General features: G+C 61.5%; 17 protein-coding genes. 4 read left to right on the forward strand and 13 right to left on the reverse strand.

Annotated features, from left to right (window positions below):
* Positions 1-7: 7 nt before the first annotated feature.
* The 7 genes from BM151_RS13835 to BM151_RS13865 form a co-directional block, all read right to left on the reverse strand.
* A complete protein-coding gene (locus BM151_RS13835) occupies positions 8-1,507 on the reverse strand; it encodes a TadA family conjugal transfer-associated ATPase (RefSeq protein WP_090061318.1) in 1,500 nt (499 codons plus the stop codon).
* A 36-nt stretch (positions 1,508-1,543) separates the two neighbouring features.
* Entirely contained in the window at positions 1,544-2,794 is a 1,251-nt protein-coding gene (locus BM151_RS13840) for a CpaE/TadZ family protein (RefSeq protein WP_090061319.1), read from the reverse strand.
* Between the two features lie 228 nt (positions 2,795-3,022).
* Positions 3,023-3,682: an OmpA family protein gene (locus BM151_RS13845; protein WP_090061320.1), complete on the reverse strand. Its 660-nt coding sequence runs from the start codon at positions 3,680-3,682 to the stop codon at positions 3,023-3,025.
* 4 nt (positions 3,683-3,686) lie between these two features.
* Positions 3,687-5,093: a type II and III secretion system protein family protein gene (locus BM151_RS13850; protein WP_090061321.1), complete on the reverse strand. Its 1,407-nt coding sequence runs from the start codon at positions 5,091-5,093 to the stop codon at positions 3,687-3,689.
* Between the two features lie 290 nt (positions 5,094-5,383).
* Positions 5,384-6,226, reverse strand: coding sequence for a Flp pilus assembly protein CpaB (gene cpaB / locus BM151_RS13855; protein WP_090061322.1), 843 nt, complete (start codon positions 6,224-6,226; stop codon positions 5,384-5,386).
* Positions 6,227-6,560: 334 nt separating this feature from the next.
* Positions 6,561-6,752 (reverse strand): Flp family type IVb pilin, encoded by a 192-nt coding sequence (locus BM151_RS13860; RefSeq protein ID WP_090061323.1) that lies wholly within the window; start codon positions 6,750-6,752, stop codon positions 6,561-6,563.
* A gap of 22 nt (positions 6,753-6,774) precedes the next feature.
* Entirely contained in the window at positions 6,775-6,966 is a 192-nt protein-coding gene (locus BM151_RS13865; protein ID WP_090061324.1) for a Flp family type IVb pilin, read from the reverse strand.
* Positions 6,967-7,424: 458 nt separating this feature from the next.
* Between BM151_RS13865 and BM151_RS13870 the strand changes: the two genes are divergently transcribed.
* Positions 7,425-8,264, forward strand: coding sequence for a lytic transglycosylase domain-containing protein (locus BM151_RS13870; protein ID WP_090061325.1), 840 nt, complete (start codon positions 7,425-7,427; stop codon positions 8,262-8,264).
* Positions 8,265-8,529: 265 nt separating this feature from the next.
* On the opposite strand, the gene BM151_RS13875 is transcribed toward BM151_RS13870, so the two are convergent.
* The 5 genes from BM151_RS13875 to BM151_RS13895 form a co-directional block, all read right to left on the reverse strand.
* Positions 8,530-9,267, reverse strand: coding sequence for an SDR family oxidoreductase (locus BM151_RS13875; RefSeq protein ID WP_090061326.1), 738 nt, complete (start codon positions 9,265-9,267; stop codon positions 8,530-8,532).
* Position 9,268: 1 nt separating this feature from the next.
* A complete protein-coding gene (locus tag BM151_RS13880) occupies positions 9,269-10,606 on the reverse strand; it encodes an FAD-binding oxidoreductase (RefSeq protein WP_090061327.1) in 1,338 nt (445 codons plus the stop codon).
* Positions 10,607-10,835: 229 nt separating this feature from the next.
* Entirely contained in the window at positions 10,836-11,465 is a 630-nt protein-coding gene (locus BM151_RS13885; protein WP_090061455.1) for a 3-oxoacid CoA-transferase subunit B, read from the reverse strand.
* Positions 11,466-11,529: 64 nt separating this feature from the next.
* The gene (locus BM151_RS13890) at positions 11,530-12,522 is read right to left on the reverse strand and encodes a GSCFA domain-containing protein (protein ID WP_090061328.1); all 993 of its coding nucleotides are present in this window, start codon (positions 12,520-12,522) and stop codon (positions 11,530-11,532) included.
* Positions 12,523-12,536: 14 nt separating this feature from the next.
* Complete coding sequence (locus BM151_RS13895) at positions 12,537-13,241, reverse strand: CoA transferase subunit A (RefSeq protein WP_090061329.1); 705 nt, start codon at positions 13,239-13,241, stop codon at positions 12,537-12,539.
* Positions 13,242-13,586: 345 nt separating this feature from the next.
* On the opposite strand from BM151_RS13895, the gene BM151_RS13900 reads away from it, so the two are divergent.
* The 3 genes from BM151_RS13900 (at position 13,587) to BM151_RS13910 (ending at position 15,631) form a co-directional block, all read left to right on the forward strand.
* Positions 13,587-14,096: a hypothetical protein gene (locus BM151_RS13900; protein WP_090061330.1), complete on the forward strand. Its 510-nt coding sequence runs from the start codon at positions 13,587-13,589 to the stop codon at positions 14,094-14,096.
* A gap of 47 nt (positions 14,097-14,143) precedes the next feature.
* Positions 14,144-14,683 (forward strand): helix-turn-helix transcriptional regulator, encoded by a 540-nt coding sequence (locus tag BM151_RS13905; RefSeq protein ID WP_090061331.1) that lies wholly within the window; start codon positions 14,144-14,146, stop codon positions 14,681-14,683.
* Positions 14,684-15,373: 690 nt separating this feature from the next.
* On the forward strand, positions 15,374-15,631 hold the full coding sequence (locus BM151_RS13910; protein WP_090061332.1) for a hypothetical protein: 258 nt from the start codon (positions 15,374-15,376) through the stop codon (positions 15,629-15,631).
* A gap of 103 nt (positions 15,632-15,734) precedes the next feature.
* Here the strand turns inward: BM151_RS13910 and topA are convergent, their stop codons facing one another.
* Positions 15,735-18,380 (reverse strand): type I DNA topoisomerase, encoded by a 2,646-nt coding sequence (gene topA, locus BM151_RS13915; RefSeq protein WP_090061333.1) that lies wholly within the window; start codon positions 18,378-18,380, stop codon positions 15,735-15,737.
* Positions 18,381-18,421: the final 41 nt, after the last annotated feature.

Here is an 18,421-nt window from a genome sequence, read left to right on the forward strand (position 1 = left end):
TCCTGTCTCAGCGCGGGTTGGTCGGTTCGAACAGCGCCGGCGGCAGGTCATACCCCCACATCCGGAAGCGTTCCGAGAAATGGCTGCGCACACCGGTGGCGGTGAAATGACCGATGATCTTGTTGTCGGGGGTGAGGCCGGTGCGCTGGAAGCGGAAGACTTCCTGCATCGAGATCACGTCGCCCTCCATGCCGGTCACCTCGGTGATCGACACCATGCGACGCGAGCCGTCCTGCAGACGCGAGGCCTGGACGATCAGGTTCACGGCCGAGGCGATCTGAGAGCGCACGGCCTTCAGCGGCATTTCGATCCCGGCCATGGCGATCATGTTCTCGAGACGCGACACGCCATCGCGCGCCGAGTTGGCGTGGATCGTGGTCATCGAGCCGTCGTGACCGGTGTTCATCGCCTGCAACATGTCGATCACCTCTTCGCCGCGGGTTTCACCGACGATGATGCGGTCGGGGCGCATCCGCAGCGCGTTGCGCAAACAATCGCGCTGGGTCACCGCGCCCTTGCCCTCGACGTTGGCCGGGCGGCTTTCCATCCGACCGACATGGGTCTGTTGCAGCTGAAGTTCCGCCGTGTCCTCGATGGTGAGGATGCGTTCGTCATTGTCGATGAACGACGACAAGGCGTTGAGCGTCGTGGTCTTACCGGAGCCGGTCCCGCCCGAGACGATCACGTTGAGCCGGGTCGAGACGGCGGCCTGGAGATAGGCGGCCATTTCCTCGGTAAAGGCGCCGAACTTCACCAGATCGTCGATCCCGAGCTTGTCTTTCTTGAATTTACGAATGGACACCAGAGAGCCATCCACCGCGACGGGGGGCACCATGGCGTTGAAACGCGACCCGTCGGCGAGACGGGCGTCGACATAGGGGTTCGATTCATCGACCCGTCGGCCCACGGCGGACACGATCTTGTCGATGATCCGCAACAGGTGTTTCTCATCCTTGAAGGTGATGTCCGACAGCTCCAGCTTGCCGGCGCGCTCGATGAAGATCTGCTGCGGTCCGTTGACCAGAATATCGTTGACGCTCTCGTCTTTCAGAAGCGGCTCCAGCGGGCCGAGGCCGCGGACCTCGTCATAGAGATCCTGATTGAGCGCGATACGTTCGTCGCGGTTCAGGACCTGGCCCTGTTCGGCGAGGAATTCGGCGGTGATATTGGTGATCTCCGCGCGCAGTTCCTTTTCCGGCGCGGTCTCCAGGGCGGACAGGTTCAGGTCCTCGAGCAGACGCTTGTGCATCTCGACCTTGATCTCGCTGAGACGCTCCTTGCGACGGCGCTCCTTGTCCATCGGCGCGGCCTGCGCGGCGCGGCCTTCCCGCCGCACGGCTTTCGGGGCGGGCGTGGCCAGCTTGGCCTTGGGCTGAGGCGGCGGCGCTGACGGCGCGGCCGAAGCCGTGGCCTGCGGTTGCGCGGTCGTGGCGGCTCTGGGCGAGGCCTGTGGCGCGCTGACGGGATCGGCTTTGCGCGCGTCAGATTTCTTGTATCTTGAAAACATTATGTTTTTCCCTCACCTCTTCCCCGGTTTCCGGCCCTATTGTGCCGCTTCGAGTTGTTCCGTCTGGCGTGAATGGATGCTGGCCGCGAGTTTCTGGATTTCCTTGCGCAGCGGATTCTTCGTGGCTTCGATGCCCAAGGGCACGCCCTGGTCGCAGGCCTCGCGCACCGGCCGGCCGCCATCGGGGAATTGCACATCGATGGCGATCTCGAGATTTTCCGCCATGCGCTTGGTGCGTGCCTTGGCCGCCAGATCCATGCCTTTCGGAGCGCGGTTCAGGAGGAAACGCAGTTTCTCGAAGGGCAGATCCTCGGCCCGCAGCGCGGTACGCAGCCGCAGGATGTTCTGGGCCGAGCGCAGATCGAGCTCAATCGGGGCAAAGTAGAATTCGGCGGCCATCAGAACGGTTTCGGTCCAGGCCACCAGCGTGGTCGGCATATCGATGATGACATAGTCGAAATGTGCCTGCGCCTTTTCCAGCAACCGCTCGACATCGGCCGGCTCGATGAAATCCAGAGGCAGGATTTCCGGCGGGGCGGTCAGAACCGACAGTTTGTCGTTGAAATTCATCAGGGCGCTCTTGAACGCGTCGTCATCCATCATCTCGGTGGAGGACCAGAGCTCATAGACCGCTTCGCGCCGGGGCAGGTCGAGATAGGTGGAGACCGAGCCGTATTGCAGGTTCATGTCCACCAGCAGCACCCGGGGTTGCGGGCCCTTTTTCTCGACATTTGCCAATTCCCAGGCGAGGTTGACCGCGACGGTGGTGGCGCCTGCCCCCCCCGAGATCGCCTGAACCGGCAGGACGATGCCGTTGCGCCCCTGTTTCGGGGCGGGAGTGGTCGCGGTGTCGAGAAAGTCGACGGCCGGGGCTTTGTTCGGCTGGTCCAGCCGTTCGATGGCGTCGTGCAGCGCGTTTTCAGGCAACGGGTAGGGGATGAAATCCTCCGCGCCCATCTGCAACAGCTGGTGCAGCGCCATGGGGGAGATCTCATCGGCGACCAGGATCACCTTGATGCCCTGAACCTTGGCTGATTTGATCAGGTCGGCGATCATCGCCAACAGACCCTCGTCCTCGTGGTCCAGCGCCAGGGCAACGAATTTCAACCCGCCGCTCTCCGGTTGGCGAAAGAACTGGCGTGCATCGTCAAAGGACAGGTCCCCCCAGGCTTCGCCCAGTTCGGTTTCCATATCCTCGATCAAGAGATCGAAATTCTGCACATCCCGGCTGATCGTACAGGCCGCAAGCGGCGCCGGTTCTGATTGCAACTGAGCTTCACTCGTCATTGCTCAAAGCGTCCTTTTCATCGAACGCCAGGCTTACAAAGTGACCTGAAGCACTAAAAACACTTGCCCGGCCCTTTTTCCCCTGGCGCGTGTGACCGACTCTTTCGTCGGACATACTGCTCCCATTGGGGGTAAGGTGCCGGGCAAGTGGGGCAACAATAGGGCCGAAATCGCGTAATAATTCGCTAAATCGGGACGATGCTCCCTGCCGCAGTGCGGGCTGCGGCCTTAGTTGCCGATTTCACGCGCGCCGAATCTGACCAGGGCCGATTCCGCTGTGGCGCTTTCGATATATTCGCGGTGAATGATTTCGGCGTAACGGCTGTCCATCACCAGTTTCGAATTCTCCACGAAGCCCGAGACCTCGGTCACGGTGCGGCGGTTCTTGCGTTCCGGGTTCTGGGTCACGATCAGCGGTTGGGTCTCGCCATAAGACACCATGGCTTCGAGACGCGAACGCGAGATGCCGTTGCGGGCCAGTTCGGCGACCACGGCCTTGGCGCGGCGCAGACCGAGCGATTTGTTATAGGCGTTGGAACCGACGAGATCGGTATGGCCATAGACGCGGAAGCGGACTTCCGGGAATTGCGCCATGAAATGCGCCTGTTTGCGGATCGCGTCACGGGCCACGCCATCGAGAATGGCCGAGTTGAACTCGAAATTTACCGTCGCTGGCACGGCAGAGGCGAAACGTTCGTTCAGATCGATCACGTAGTTCAGCTGACCGGTGTGCACCAGCGTGTTGTTCATCGTGGAATTGCCGAAGGTGCCGCCGTCGAGATAGCCGCCGGCTTCCTGATACCAGGACGAGAAGGCCTTTTGGTCGGAACAGGCGCCCAGGGCGAGAAGTGCCGAGGCAGCGAGGGTGAGTTTCAGAGTGCTGCGCATGGTCTTACTCCATCACATAGCCATAGGAGCCGGAGAAATCCTGTTTCGCGACTTCCGCCGCGGCGCCGGATTTCGGCGCCGAGGTGCCGCCAAAGGTCTTGCCGAACAGGAACAGGTCGGCCTCGGTGGGGATTTTCACCCGGTCGGTCGGCAGGCTGAGCGCCAGACCGTTGGTCGGGGAGACCAGATGCGGGGTGACGATGATCACCAGCTCAGATTGCCGACGGCTGTAATCCGTGGAGCGGAACAGCGCGCCCAGCACCGGGATATCTCCGAGCCAGGGCACCTGGCCCACGAGATCTTCGAAATCGTCCTGCAACAGGCCGGCGACGGCAAAGCTCTGGCCATCGCGCAGCTCGACGGTGGTCGAGGTCTCGCGACGTTTGAAAGAGCTGACGGTGAAACCGTCCAGAGAATAGTTGACGGAGGAATCGACGCCCGACACGGCGGCGCGCATCTCGAGATTGATCTGATCGCCATTGACCACACGGGGCACGAATTCCAACTCGACGCCGAAAGGTTTGTATTCGATGGTGATGCCGTCATTGTCGGAAACCGGGATCGGATATTCGCCACCGGCGAGGAATTTCGCCTGCTGACCGGACAGGGCGGTGAGATTCGGTTCCGCCAGGGTGCGGACAACGCCTTTTTGTTCCATCGCTTCGAGCAGGATGGAGAGTTCTGTGCCGCCGATGGAGCCGCCGAGCTTCAGGGCGCCAAGCGCACCATCTTGGGTGGTAATCGCACCGGTCGGGGAGTTTGAGCCGGATAGGAAGGTGCCGGTTTCGCCGCCACTCCAGTTGGTGCCACCAGAGGTCACAAACCCCAGCGAGGACGACAGGTTCTTCGACACCGAGCGCGACATTTCCGCAAAGCGTACTTTCAGCATCACCTGTTGGGTGCCGCCGATGTTCAGCAGGTTGGACACCCGGTCCGGAGCATAGCGATTGGCCAGCTCGACCGCGCGTTCCATCATGGTGATCGAAGAAATCACGCCGGAGAGCACGATACCGTCATTGGCGGTGCGCACCTCGATCTTTTCATTCGGCATGATCTGCCGCAGGCGTTCCTTGAACTCGGTGACATCCGGAGTGACCTGAACCTGGACATTGGTGATCAGCGAGCCATCGGGGGCCAGAAGCGTCATCGTGGTCAGACCCGGAGACCGGCCCAGAACATAGATCGAGCGATCCGACAGGGTGGAGATGTCCGCGATATCCGCATTCGCAACCGAGATTTCCGCGAAAGGCTCATCGCTCTCGACCACCACGGCGCGGTTCATCGGCACGTTCAGAACCCCGGACGGGGACCCTGTCATGACACGAAGTTTCTCTGCATAGGCCCCGTATGGGGTTACGCTCATTACCGCGACCCCGATCAGGGCCGCTTTGACGATATTCAACATTTTCATGTGATCCTGCCTCTGTCGACCACGCCTCAAAACCGGGCTCTTTCGGCCCATTTGGAGAGAGGATGCGTTAAATTTACTTTTTTTGCAAGAATCAATCTCTTGGCCGGTGTTGATGATGTGGATAAGTCACAGCCGCAGATGGCATGAGAGAGGTGCGCAGAGCGGCAAGCCCTTGATTGCGACACGAAAAAGGCGCACCCGCGGGAGGTGCGCCTGTTCATGTTTTGCGGGGTCGCCCAGTGTGGCCGCCCGGTGTGGGGGCACGTGTGGGCGCGCGGCTCGATCCTGGCTCAGTCGGTGCAGGGGATCGGCGTGTCGATGATTTGACCGCCCTTGCGGGTCCGGACGGTGCAGACCTCTTCCTTCGGAACGATTGCCACGGTTTGCTCCTCGATGCCAAGGAAAGCGCGTTTGTCGACCTCGACCCCACTGACCACGGTGTCATCGTTGCGGCCAACGAGGGCGAGCGACAGACGCCCGGAGTTCCGTGCCGTCGCAAGCGCGGCCACCTGGGTCGGGGTTGCCTCGACGGTCACCGTGCGGGCGATGAAGGAAGACCGGCGTTCCGTGTCCGAGGTCTGGTCGACGGCGATCAGCGACATTGCGGGTTGAATGAGCTTGGTGACTTCCACGCCCGAGCCGGGCAGGCGGCCCGACCAGTAGACATCGACGCGATCGCCCGGGCGCAACAGCCCCGATACGCCGCTGGTGACATCGACGCGGATGGCAAAGGCACGCATGCCTTTCGACAGCAGAGAAGCCACGCCGGCGGCCTCGCCGGGATCGCTCACCTTGACCGCCATCAGGGGTTCCATGGGTTCGATGCTCCGAAGCGCCACGCGCGGGGTCTCGGGGCCTTCGGGGAAAATCTCTTCTTCGCTGTGGAAGGCGTCTTTTGGCATGGCTTCCACCGGCCAGCGCACCTTCTTGACCATATCCGGCAGGATCGGCTGGCCATAGCCGATCTGTTTGGTCGCGATGAAGATCTCTTCGGTGCGGATGGCGTTTGCGCGCATGGACTTTTCGCGGTCCAGCTCGGCTTGATAAGTTGAAAGATACCCGCGGGTCATATGGACGGCAAAGCCGGCCAGAGCGACACCAATCACGAGCACCAATCCGAAAATGATACGCATAGTTCCGTTCCCTTGCTTTCGGGGTCTGCAAAGCCGCTTCGCGCCTCACCCCTCTGCGAACACCTTGCCAATCTGTCGTTGAAATGCGGCGGTTTGGTGGTCTTTCCCCGGCATACATGTGAATTTATGCCGGTATCGCGACAAACCGCGCATTTGCGAGAATCTGTTCGTGGTCCTGGCGCCGCAAGCCGCTCAGCTTCGCCTCGAGTGCAACTGGGCGTCGCGAAGGCTGGTGCTGGGGCTGAGACGAGCCAAAAGGAAAACCGCGCCTCCGGACAGAAGCGCGGTTTTGAAAGGCTTAGGCGATTTGAGATCGCCCGTGACCCGAGCTCGCTCAGTAAGCAACCACGGAGCGGGAGGCCAGATCGTCAGAGATTTTTCCGCCGAGGGTTTTGACGCCACCGGAGACGGAGGTCAGAACGGCGATACCGAGGCCGACGACGGCAGCGGTGAGCACAACCCAGTCAACGGTCACGGCACCGTCTTCGTCGCGGGAGAATTTGTTGGAAAGTTTGAAGAATTTCATCAGATTTCTCCTGAAATAGGGCTTAGTAGGAAACGACGGAGCGGGAAGCCAGGTCGTCAGAGATTTTCCCGCCGAGGGTTTTGACGCCACCGGAGACGGAGGTCAGAACGGCAATACCGAGGCCGACGACGGCTGCGGTGAGCACAACCCAGTCAACGGTCACGGCACCGTCTTCGTCGCGGGAGAATTTGTTAGCAAGTTTGAAAAATTTCATCAGAGGTCCCTCCAAGGAGATATATCGGTTCAGTTTCCACGTCTTGGCGGTCAGAGCGCGGCGTTTCCCTCACCGTGTATCGCCCTCTCGCGCTTTCGATGTGGCTATATGGCCTGTGAACTGGGGCAAGAGTTGGGCAGCATTGGTACGATTTTGGAAATGCAAAAATTTGAACGATATTGCCGGTTAACCGTTTGATTTTAAGTCTTAAAAAATTTTAACTATTTTTGGAGAAAATGCTTTTGATCGACTTAATCGGTTAATACTCAAAGTCGATTTATTCGAAAACGGATCAAGTGACTGGAAGAAAGCGGGTATTTTTGCGAAAATGGCGGCAATCGACACGGCAAAGCCGGTCACAAAATGAGCTAAAGAGCAGCTTAACCATGTTTCTGATCCCTCCTGTCTCTCCCGTCCGGCCTGTTCCGGGGTGTCGCGCCCATGGCGCAGGGGTTGCGATGCGCGTTTTGGCTTTGGCGCTCTGCCTGAGCTTTTCCCTGGGGCCTGCGGGCGGCCTGCGGGCGGAGGAGCCGGCAGATCCGCGCCCCTGGCCCGAGGTGCGGACGAAAAGAATCGGTGTGCCGGACGGCGGCGCGGGAGGTTTGATCGACATTCAGATCCGCTCGGCGCAGAAAACGGTGTCCGTCCCGCCGAAAGACGCGTCCGATGCGGACCCGCTGGCGGAGGCGGTATCGGTCGATTTGCTCGATTGGTACTGGGAGGCGGTGCCGCACGATCTGGCCGGCGCTGCGCCGAGCCGCTTTGCCGCTGCGCTCGCGGCGTTGGATCTGGAGCAGGGCAAATCCATTCCCCGCCCGACATTTCAGAACCTGACCGATATCGCCAACCATTACGGCACGGCGATCCTGTTGAATTCCGTCGGCACACAGGTCAGCCCGGCCTTGGCTCTGGCGGTGATCGCGGTGGAATCCTCGGGCGAGGCGACGGCTGAGAGCAAGGCCGGGGCACAGGGGCTGATGCAGCTCATTCCGGCCACCGCCGAGCGTTTCGGGGTCGATGCCACGGAGCCGGAGCAGAATATCAAAGGCGGCATCGCCTATCTCGACTGGCTGCTCAAACAGTTCAACGGCGATCTGGCGCTGGCCCTGGCCGGTTACAATGCCGGTGAAAACGCGGTGCGCAGCAATGACGGCCCGCCGCCCTATGCCGAGACCCGCGCCTATGTGCCGAAAGTTCTGGCCGCCTGGCAGGTCGCCCGCGGGCTCTGCCTCACGCCGCCGGAACTCTATTATGACGGCTGTGTCTTTGCCACCAACGCGGTGCGGGCGGAGAAGTGAGGACTTGAGGCGGCTTGACGGACCTCGCGGCCTTTGGAACAAACCACTCTCGGGCGCAGAACAAGGCGAAGCCGCCGCGCCTGCGCCTGCCTGTCCCCGCAGGCTGGCGCACTCTGATCATGCAAAGCCCCTCAGATCATGGAGGTCTTTTGCACCATAAACTGCGCAGTCCGGTCGTCAGAGCGCCAACCTACAGGCAGGCTTGTCACGGCTGAAGCTGAAGGGGCAATGCCGACATGGCTCAAAGTCGCCGTCGCCAATCACCTCAGATCGACATTTTCTTGAAGATGAACTCCGGGATATGCCGGATGATCAGCATGATGTAGCGCCAGAAGAAGGGTGTGTAGATCACGTTTCGCTTCTTCGCCACGGCGCGCATGATGTCTTTCGCCACGGCATCCGGTGTGGCGACGAGGAACATGCCCTCGATCCCCCAGGTCATCGCTGTGTCGACAAACCCCGGTTTCACGGTGACCACATGGCCGCCCGCGCGGGTGAGCCGGTTGCGCAGTCCGGAGAGATAGGTGGCAAAGCCGGCCTTCGCAGATCCGTAGACGTAATTGCCGATGCGACCGCGATCCCCGGCGACCGAGGTGACGCCCACGACGGTGCCGCGGGCGCGGCTCTCGATATGCGGGGCCAGCAGGGTGAGGAAGGTGGCCGGGCCGATATAGCTGTCCTGCACCACCCCGTCGAGGAGCGCCGGGTCGGCGTCGATCTCCGCCTGGTCCGGCATGGAGCCGACGAAAACCGCACAGTTGATTTCGCCCTCCTCAGAGGCCGCCTTGTCGATGATCGGCGCGAATGTGGCGTGGTCGCGGGCATCGAAGCGCAGCGCTTCGGCACTCGCCGCCCCGCGCGCGAGACAATCGACGGCGGAGGCCGCAAGATCGTCCATGTCGCGGCCACAGAGCAGCAGTCTTGCGCCGTCTTTCGCCAACCGGCGTGCCATGGCGCGGGCCATGGACGAGGTGGCGCCGAGAATGATCCATGTCTGTGTCATCTCAGGCTCCCGTCTCGTCTTGTGCCATATGCGCGATGTCGCGCAGCTCGAGCCGGCGCACCAGATCGGTCTCAAACAGGTTTCCGGGATCGGCCTTGGCCGCGGCTTTGACCCAGTCCCCTTGCTCCGGATACATGCCTTTGACCTGCGCCGCCTCGGCCACACCATCCTTGGCGAAATAGATCCGGCCGCCGGCGTCATGGGTCATGTCGGTGAGGTCCGAAATCAGCTCTGTTGCGCCGTCGCGATTGGGAAAGTCCACGGCCAGCGTGTAACCCGCCATCGGGAAGGACATGTAGCCGCCGCGCGCCGCGCCCATCTTTTTCAACACCGCCAGAGGCGAGGCGAGATGCGAGGCGCCGATCCGCTCCAGCATGGTGCGCAACATGTCGACGCGCTCGGGCGGGATCACGCATTGGAACTGGTTGAAACCGCGCTTGCCGTAGAGCCGGTTCCAGTCATGGATGGCATCGAGTGGGAAGAGCACATCCCAGATCGGTTTGACAGAGGTCTTTCCGCGTGCCGGGATGCGGCGGTAATAGGCTTCGTTGAAGAGCCGCACGATCGGAGCGGAGAGCGCCCAGCCCGGGGCATTCAGCGGCACGGCGCGGCTGTGTTCCTTGCCGGCATCTCGCCCCGCGACCAGTTCGCTTTCCTCGAAAATCCCACGGCCGAGCCTGTCGCCGGTGGCCGTGGCGTCGATCCAGCCGACCGCATAGGGCGCGTCGCTGTCGTCGAAGGCCTTGAGAAAGGCATCAAGGTTTGCAATGCGGGTTTCCCTGAGTTTCATCAGTTCACCGGGGCAGGGCATCAGTTGCAATTTCGCCTTGGCGATCACGCCGGTCTGCCCGAGGCCGCCGATTGTCGCCTGCCAGATCGTCCCGCTCTCGGGTGTGATGATCTCGACTCTATTGCCCTGCAACAGGGTGATCTCGGTCACATGCTGGCCGAAAGTGCCCTCTGTATGGTGGTTCTTGCCATGCACGTCATTGGCGATCGAACCGCCGACCGTGGCAAATCCGGTGCCGGGCATCACCGCGGGCAGCCAGCCGTGCTTGGCAAAGCTGCGCGCGAGCGCGCCGACCGGCATCCCGGCCTCGACCTCGACCACGCCGGTCTCGGCGTCAAAAGACAGCACCCGGTCGAGCCGGGACATATCATAGGCCGTGCCGCCATCGTTCAAGGCCACATCGCCGTAGGAGCGGCGAAGCCCGAAGGCGGGGGCAGGGGTCGTGGCCACATCGCGGCTCAGCGCCGACTGGCGTTCCGGGCGGGCGACCTTGCCACTGGCGCTGCGGGCGCGCCCCCAGCCGGCATAGGTGAGATTATTCCAGGCCATCGCAAAGGTCCTGTCTGCTGTTCTCAGTTTGAAACGGCACGGTGATCATTCTCTCTGACGTCTCATGACTCGATCTGTTCGCCGTAAGGGTTAAAAAACAATTTGGGCAAGAATATGATGCTGTTTCGGTTTTCGAGACAATTGGCACCAAAAGCGGAAGGTCAGATCCGGACGAAAAAACGCGGCCCCGATGGGAGCCGCGTTTCGGTTTGATCGGTTTGGGTCAGGCTCAGCCCACAATCGTCGCCTCGGTGGCGGCGCGGAGCTCGTTTTCGGTGACGCCATCGGCCAGTTCGACGATCTTCAAACCGCCCTCGACCACATCGAGCACACCGAGGTTGGTGATCACCCGATCCACCACGCCCTGACCGGTCAACGGCAGGGTGCATTCGTGCAAAAGCTTCGAGTCTCCGTGCTTGTTGGTGTGATCCATCACCACCACCACACGGCCGACGCCGGCGACGAGATCCATCGCGCCGCCCATGCCCTTGACGAGCTTGCCGGGGATCATCCAGTTCGCCAGATCGCCCTTCTCATCGACTTCCATCGCGCCAAGGATCGCCATGGCGATCTTGCCGCCGCGGATCATGCCAAAGCTGAAGGAACTGTCGAAATAGGCCGTGTTGGGCAATTCGGTGATGGTCTGTTTGCCGGCGTTGATGAGATCCGCATCCTCGTCGCCCTCATAGGGAAACGGGCCCATGCCGAGCATGCCGTTCTCCGATTGCAGCGTCACGGTGACGCCTTCGGGAATGAAATTCGGCACCAAGGTCGGGATGCCGATCCCGAGGTTCACATAGGTGCCGTCTTCAAGTTCCTGGGCGGCGCGTGCCGCCATCTGATTGCGATCCCAAGCCATATCTTCCTCCGTTTTTCTCGAGGCCTCCGCGCATATGCGGGGCGCGGCCTCGATCATCTCCAAATCAATGTGTCATCCGGGCCGCAGGATCTGCAGCCTCGGTGGTGTCTGTCTCATGCGCTGCGAAGAACATCCGCATCGCGGCGGCCACGCCCTCCTCGGTGACCGAGCGCAGGTTGGCCTTGTAATAACGGCCCTTGGCGGCCGGGTTGGTGATCACCTCGAACGAGGGGACATAATCCACATCCTCGAACCGCTGGGCCATCTCGCCCGCAGCGCCCCTGAGCACCGCCTTGGAATAGGCCGCGGCGGGAAGCACATGTCCTCCGGTCGCGGTCGCCGTGAGCGGCACCGGCGAGACGGTCAGCACCATCTTGATCCCCGGTGCGCAGGCGGTGACATGATCGCGCAGCGCGATCAGATCGTCGCGGACCTCCGGCAGGGTGAAATTGCGGAACATGTATATGTCCGGATCATAGGTCCCAGCCAAAGTCCCGGGCGCGGTCGGGTAGACCGTGCCGCTGTCACGATGTTGCCAGCATTCGGTCAGCCCGAGGGTGAAGACCAGAACCTCCGCCTGGCCAATCGCCTCACGCACCGCCCGCAAATGCGAGTTGCGTGCCTCCATGACCGCCTCGGCACTTTCGAATCCCGTCGGTTCGATATTGGGCCGCTGCGCATCAAAGAACCGCCCGTCGCGCTGCCAGACCGGCTCGGCGGGTGTCACCTCTCCCGCGGCTTCGCGCAGGAGCTGCAACATCTGCCGCACCGTGTAGACATTGCCGTAACGCGCCGAATAGAGCCCGTAGCCATGTCTGGCCCGATCCTCCATCGCCATCTCTGCGGGCGCGGGTTCCGTATCGACCACCGCCCAGTCGCGCGCCGCGAGATTGCGATGCACATGCTGGGCGAAACAGCTGCCCGCCGTCATGATCCGCATGTCCGGCGTGACCGGAAATTTCGGGACATACAACGTCTCGATCGCTGCCGGATCCTGTTCGGCAACGCCGCTGCGCCAGAAGGCGGAGCTTGGCAGGTGATCGTAGGGCGAGCCCAATGCGCGAGGGCGCTTTACGCGGCCGGGCGCGGGCGCGTGGTCCGCTGCTCGATGCGCTTTTCGTGCTCACCCTGGATCACACGGTGCACATAGACGCCGGGCAGATGGATGCAATCCGGGTCGAGCGAACCGGTGGGCACGATTTCCTCGACCTCCATGATGCAGATCTTGCCGCACATCGCCGCCGGCGGGTTGAAGTTGCGCGCGGTCTTGCGGAACACCGCATTGCCGGTCGCATCGGCTTTCCAGGCCTTTACGATGGAGATATCGGCAAAGATGCCTTCCTCCATGATATAGGTCTCGCCGTTGAAGTCCTTGTGGTCCTTGCCCTCGGCGATCACCGTGCCGACGCCGGTCTTGGTGTAGAAGCCGGGGATGCCGGCACCACCGGCACGCATGCGCTCGGCCAGCGTGCCCTGCGGGTTGAATTCAAGCTCCAGCTCGCCCGAGAGATACTGCCGCATGAATTCGGCATTCTCGCCCACGTAGGACGACATCATTTTCCTGATCTGGCGGGTTTCCAGCAGCTTGCCGAGACCGAACCCGTCGACGCCGGCATTGTTGGATGCCACCGTCAGATCCTTGACGCCGCTCTCGACAATGGCGTCGATCAACAGCTCGGGGATGCCGCACAGGCCAAAACCGCCCGCCGCGATCAGCATGCCGTCCTCGAGCAACCCGTCGAGCGCCTCCTTGGCCGATCCGTATACTTTCTTCATATCACTCCTCCGCGAATTCTTTGGCACGATTAACCGGGAACAGCCGGTGGCTGTCAACGGAATGCTGCGGTGCAACGAAACCTGTTCGCATTGCGCACAATATGTGCGCCTGGTGCCGGCGCCGGGGCGAACTCTGACGGGCAATCGGGCCGGCATTCGGGGGTCGCAAACTGCAACACGCGGTTTCAACGCGGGATTGCGCCCAATTTTCTCGAAAAAGGCCTTACCACTTTGGATGGATTGGGGCCGTTTCATCCAAATGGGAATGTTTTGTTAAGATTTGGCAACCCAGGTTACCGGCATCTGACGCACATCTGCGAAACGCAATGCCCAAGGAGCCAAGACATGACATTCAAGACACTCAAAGCCGCGAGCCTGTTGGCCGTTCTGGCGCTGCCCGCCGCCGCAGAGGTCACCAAGGACGAGGTGATCGAGATGCTGGCCGGCGAAGGCTATCGTGAAATCCATATCCGTCGTTCGCTGCTCGGCAACACGATCATCGACGCCGAAGGCCCGCAGGGCGAACGCAGCATCGTTCTGGGCAAACGCGGTGACGTGCTCAGCGACCGCTATGAAGAGAATGACGATGAGGACGGGGATGGGGCCGAATACTCCGATGGCACGTCTTATGATGATGGCTATGATGACGACGAAAGCGATGACGACAGCTATGATGATCGTGACGATGACAGGGATGATGATTCCTCCGATGACGACAGCAGCGACGACGACAGCAGCGACGACGACCGGGACGATGATCGGGACGATGACCGCGATGATGATCGGGATGACGACAGCGGCGACGATGGTGATGACGGCGGCGATGATGATGGCGACGACGGCGACGATGACTGAGCCGGTCGGTCACAACCTGTGAAGACCCTGCAACGGAAGGAGAGCGCGTGACCCTGAGATATCTGATCCGTCTGGGGCTCGTGCTCTACCTCGTTTCCGCCCTCGTCTTCCTGCATGAGCTGATGCGGGAGATCTTCGGCATCGGTTTCTATCGATCGACCTGGATCGTGCATGAGATCACGGAGCTGGCGGTCCTCGTCGGTTTCGTGATCGGCGGTTTGTTCATCTGGCGCGGCCATCGTCTTGTGCAGGCGCGCAATGGCGAGGTCGAGCGGTTGCTGAGCGCGGCACGCGGCGAGTTCTCCGCGATGATCCAGACCCAGTTCGACCAATGGGGCCTCAGCGCGGCCGAGCGCGACATCGCGCTTCTGACCGCGAAAGGGCTCACCGTGGCCGAGATCGCCCAAGCGCGCTCCACCAGTCAGGGCACGGTGAAGTCGCAAAACAGCACGATCTACAAGAAAGCCGGGGTCAGCAACCGCACGCAACTCGTGGTGGCGCTGATTGATGAGTTGCTGATCTCGCCGGAGCCTGTGGAGCTTCCCGCGCCGGGAGCGGCTTCGAAGAAGAACCCGGAACCGGTTTGAAACTGGCCTTGAACTGGTCTGAAACTGACATGAATCTGGACTGAAACGGGCCTCGCGACAAGCGGGGCCCGTTGGTCTGCGAAGATGTCGGCCAAGTGAGATTCCGCGGGTAATCTCTGGCAGGTGATTCTTGCTGCGCGACGGAACGCGGCATGTCCTGCGACGCGTCCCGCCGTGTCTGTGGCACGTTATTGCTCAAAAATGCGCCACCGGAATGCGCCCCTGTCGCGGGCCGGTCCGCCGGGGCGACGTCCCGACGAAACCACGTTTCGGAATGGAGAGCGCAAGGTCCTCGGTCTCGCTCGCACCACTCTCCGGCAGCGGATTCACCGCGCGAGATCGGCCCGCTGCATCTGGCCCGGGGCGGCGGCTCTGCTGGGGGCGATCAAATTTCACGGCTTTAAAAGCGCTGTGAGACAGAGAAACGTCAATTCAGAGTTTACACTTTTAAGTTGAGTTGTGATCGTGCGCGATATTTCGTTCGCTCGCGGAGGCGAAAAGAACCCCTGCCTAATATGTTATTAATACCGGGTTAATCATGGTTTTAGGGCGGAGAGTTTGCGGTCGAAAATGCAACTTTAAATTGTTTTCCGTGACTTTCGTGAAACGCTGTCGCCACGATGTGACTTCGAAAATGATCCGAAATCGTGTAGGCTAAAGGCACAATCTTTTTGCGGGAGGAGATTTGAAATGATCAATCTGAGACGAGTGATGGACGAGGATCGCGTATTCTCCGAAAGCGGCAGCTACGACGGGCTGATCGCGCGGGACGCGGTCGTGCAGGAAGGCGTCGAGCTGCGGCTTCAGGGCGTTGTCGGCGGCAACCTCGTTGTCAAACGCGGCGCCCTTGTCTATCTCGATGCCACCGTCGGCGGGGCGATCCGCAATGAGGGCGGTCGGATTCTCCCGGTACGGGTGCTCGAGGCGCCTTTTCTTGAATCCGCCTGACACCGTCCAATGGCTCTGAGCCGAGCGGCTCTGACGCGAAGCAAAACGAAAAAGGGCGCCCGCTGTGGCGCCCTTTCGTATTTCAAGCCGATGTCTCTTCGGATCAATCCGCCGCGGTCTTCTTGGCTGCGCTTGTCTTTTTCGCCGGCGCTTTCTTGGCCGTGGTCTTCTTTGCCGGTGCCTTCTTGGCGGCGGTCTTCTTCTTGCCGCCCTTCGTGGCCTTGGCGGCGATGAGGTCCAGCGCCTGTTCCATGGTCACGTCTTCGGGCTTGATCTCTTTCGGCAGGGTGGCGTTGACCTTGGCCCATTTCACATAGGGGCCATAGCGCCCGTCGAGCACCTGGATCGGGCCGCCTTCCTCCGGATGTTCGCCCAATTCCTTGAGCGGTTTCGCCGCAGCCGCCCGGCCGCGCCCCGGATTGTTGCGTTTCTCGGTGATCAGCTCGACCGCGCGGTTCATGCCGCATTCAAAGACATCGTTGGGGTCCTTGAGATTGGCATAGACGGGTTTTGCCTCGTCGGGCAGCTGGTGCATGAGATAGGGGCCGAACCGCCCGAAATTGGCCTTGATCATGCCGCCCTCGGGATGTTCGCCCACTTCACGTGGCAGGCTCAGGAGCGTCAGCGCCTTCTCGAGATCCATATCGTCCTTCGACCAGCCTTTCGGCAGGGAGGCGCGCGGCGGTTTCTTGTTCTCCGGCGTCGGCTCACCGCGTTGCACATAGGGGCCGAAGCGACCGGATTTCAGCCAGATCTCATCGCCTGCATCCTCGCCCAAAAGCCGCTCGTCCCCCTCGGCGCCTTCGCCGGCAATCGGCCGGGTGTAGGTGCATTCCGGGTAATTGCCGCAGCCGACGAAACCGCCGGTGCGCGAGGTCTTGAGGTGCAATTGCCCGGTGCCGCATTTCGGACAGATCCGCGGATCGGAGCCGTCTTCGCGCGGCGGGTAGAGCGTCGGTGCGAGCGCCTCGTCGAGCTTGTCCAGGACTTCCGAGATGCGCAGATCCGAGGTCCCGGAAATCGCGGCATGGAAATCGCGCCAGAATTTCGCCAGAACCGCCTTGTAATCGAGATCGCCCGCCGAGATCTCGTCGAGCTCTTCCTCGAGATTGGCGGTGAATTCATAGCCCACGTATTTGCGGAAGAAATTCATCAGGAAGATCGTGACGATCCGGCCCTTGTCCTCGGGGATCAGACGGTTCTGTTCCTTGCGGACATATTCGCGCTCGACGATGGTCGAGAGCACGGAGGCATAGGTCGAGGGACGGCCGATGCCGAGCTCTTCCATGCGTTTCACGAGGGTGGCCTCGGTGTAGCGCGGCGGCGGGTTGGTGTGGTGCTGAAGCCCCAGGACGGCATCTTCGCCACCCAGCACGGCTTCCTTCTCGGCGGCCTGCGCCTTGAGCCCGCCCGCAACCTTCTTCAGCGCCTCGCCCTGCATGATCTGCGGCAGGCGGCCCTCGTCATCCTCTTCGACATCGTCGCGGCCCTCGGTATAGACCGCCATGAACCCGTCGAAGACGACGACCTGACCGGTGGCGCGCAGCACCACTTCACTGTCGTCGGAGGCGATATCGACCGTGGTGCGCTCGAGCTTGGCGCCTTCCATCTGGCAGGCGATGGTGCGTTTCCAGATCAGGTCATAGAGCTTGCGCTGATCGGCCTCGGAGAGGTTCACCTTGTCCGGCGCGGCAAACATATCCGTCGGACGGATACATTCGTGCGCCTCCTGGGCGTTCTTGGCCTTGTTCTTGTAGATCCGCGGGCTCGACGGCACATAGCTGTCGCCATAGCGGGATTTGATCGCGTCACGCGCCTGGGTCACTGCCTCCGGCGCCATGTCGATGCCGTCGGTCCGCATATAGGTGATGAGGCCGGCCTCATAGAGCCGCTGCGCCGCGTTCATCGTCTGACGTGCCCCCATGCCGAATTTGCGCGAGGCTTCCTGTTGCAGGGTCGAGGTCATGAACGGGGCAGAGGGGTTGCGCGAGGCGGGTTTCGCCTCGACAGACGCCACCTTGAGCGCTCGCGAGGAGACTGCCTGCACCGCCATCTCGGCGGCCATCCGGTCCTTCAGGTCGAATTTGTCGAGCTTCTTGCCGGAGAGCTGGGTCAGACGCGCCTCAAAGCTCTGACCGCGCGGGGTCTCGAGCATCGCCCGCACCGACCAGTATTCCTGCGGGTTGAAAGCCTCGATTTCCTGCTCGCGCTCGACGATGAGCCGCAGGCAGACCGATTGCACACGCCCGGCCGAACGCGCGCCCGGCAGTTTGCGCCACAGAACCGGCGAGAGGTTGAAGCCCACGAGATAGTCGAGCGCCCGGCGCGCCAGATAGGCATCGACCAGCGGCACATCGACCTGGCGCGGATGTTTCATCGCCTCGAGAATGGCCGGCTTGGTGATGGCGTTGAACGTGACGCGCGACACGGCGGTCGATTTCTTGATCGCCCGGCGCTTGGTCAGCGCCTCCTGCAGGTGCCACGAGATGGCTTCGCCTTCGCGATCGGGGTCGGTTGCGAGGATCAGTTCATCGTCGTCTTTCAGCGCATCGGCGATGGCTTTGACATGTTTGCGCGAATCCGTTCCCACTTCCCAGGTCATGTCGAATTCGTTGTCCGGGTCGACCGAACCGTCCTTGGCCGGCAGGTCGCGCACATGGCCGTAAGACGCCAGGACCGTGTAATCCTTGCCAAGATACTTGTTGATCGTTTTGGCCTTGGCCGGGGATTCGACAACAACAACTGGCATGGAAGGTCCTTGGATTTCTGGAAACAGGGTCTTATGGCGGC

The sequence above is a fragment of the Celeribacter neptunius genome, assembly GCF_900113955.1.
GTDB classification, from domain to species: Bacteria; Pseudomonadota; Alphaproteobacteria; order Rhodobacterales; family Rhodobacteraceae; genus Celeribacter; species Celeribacter neptunius.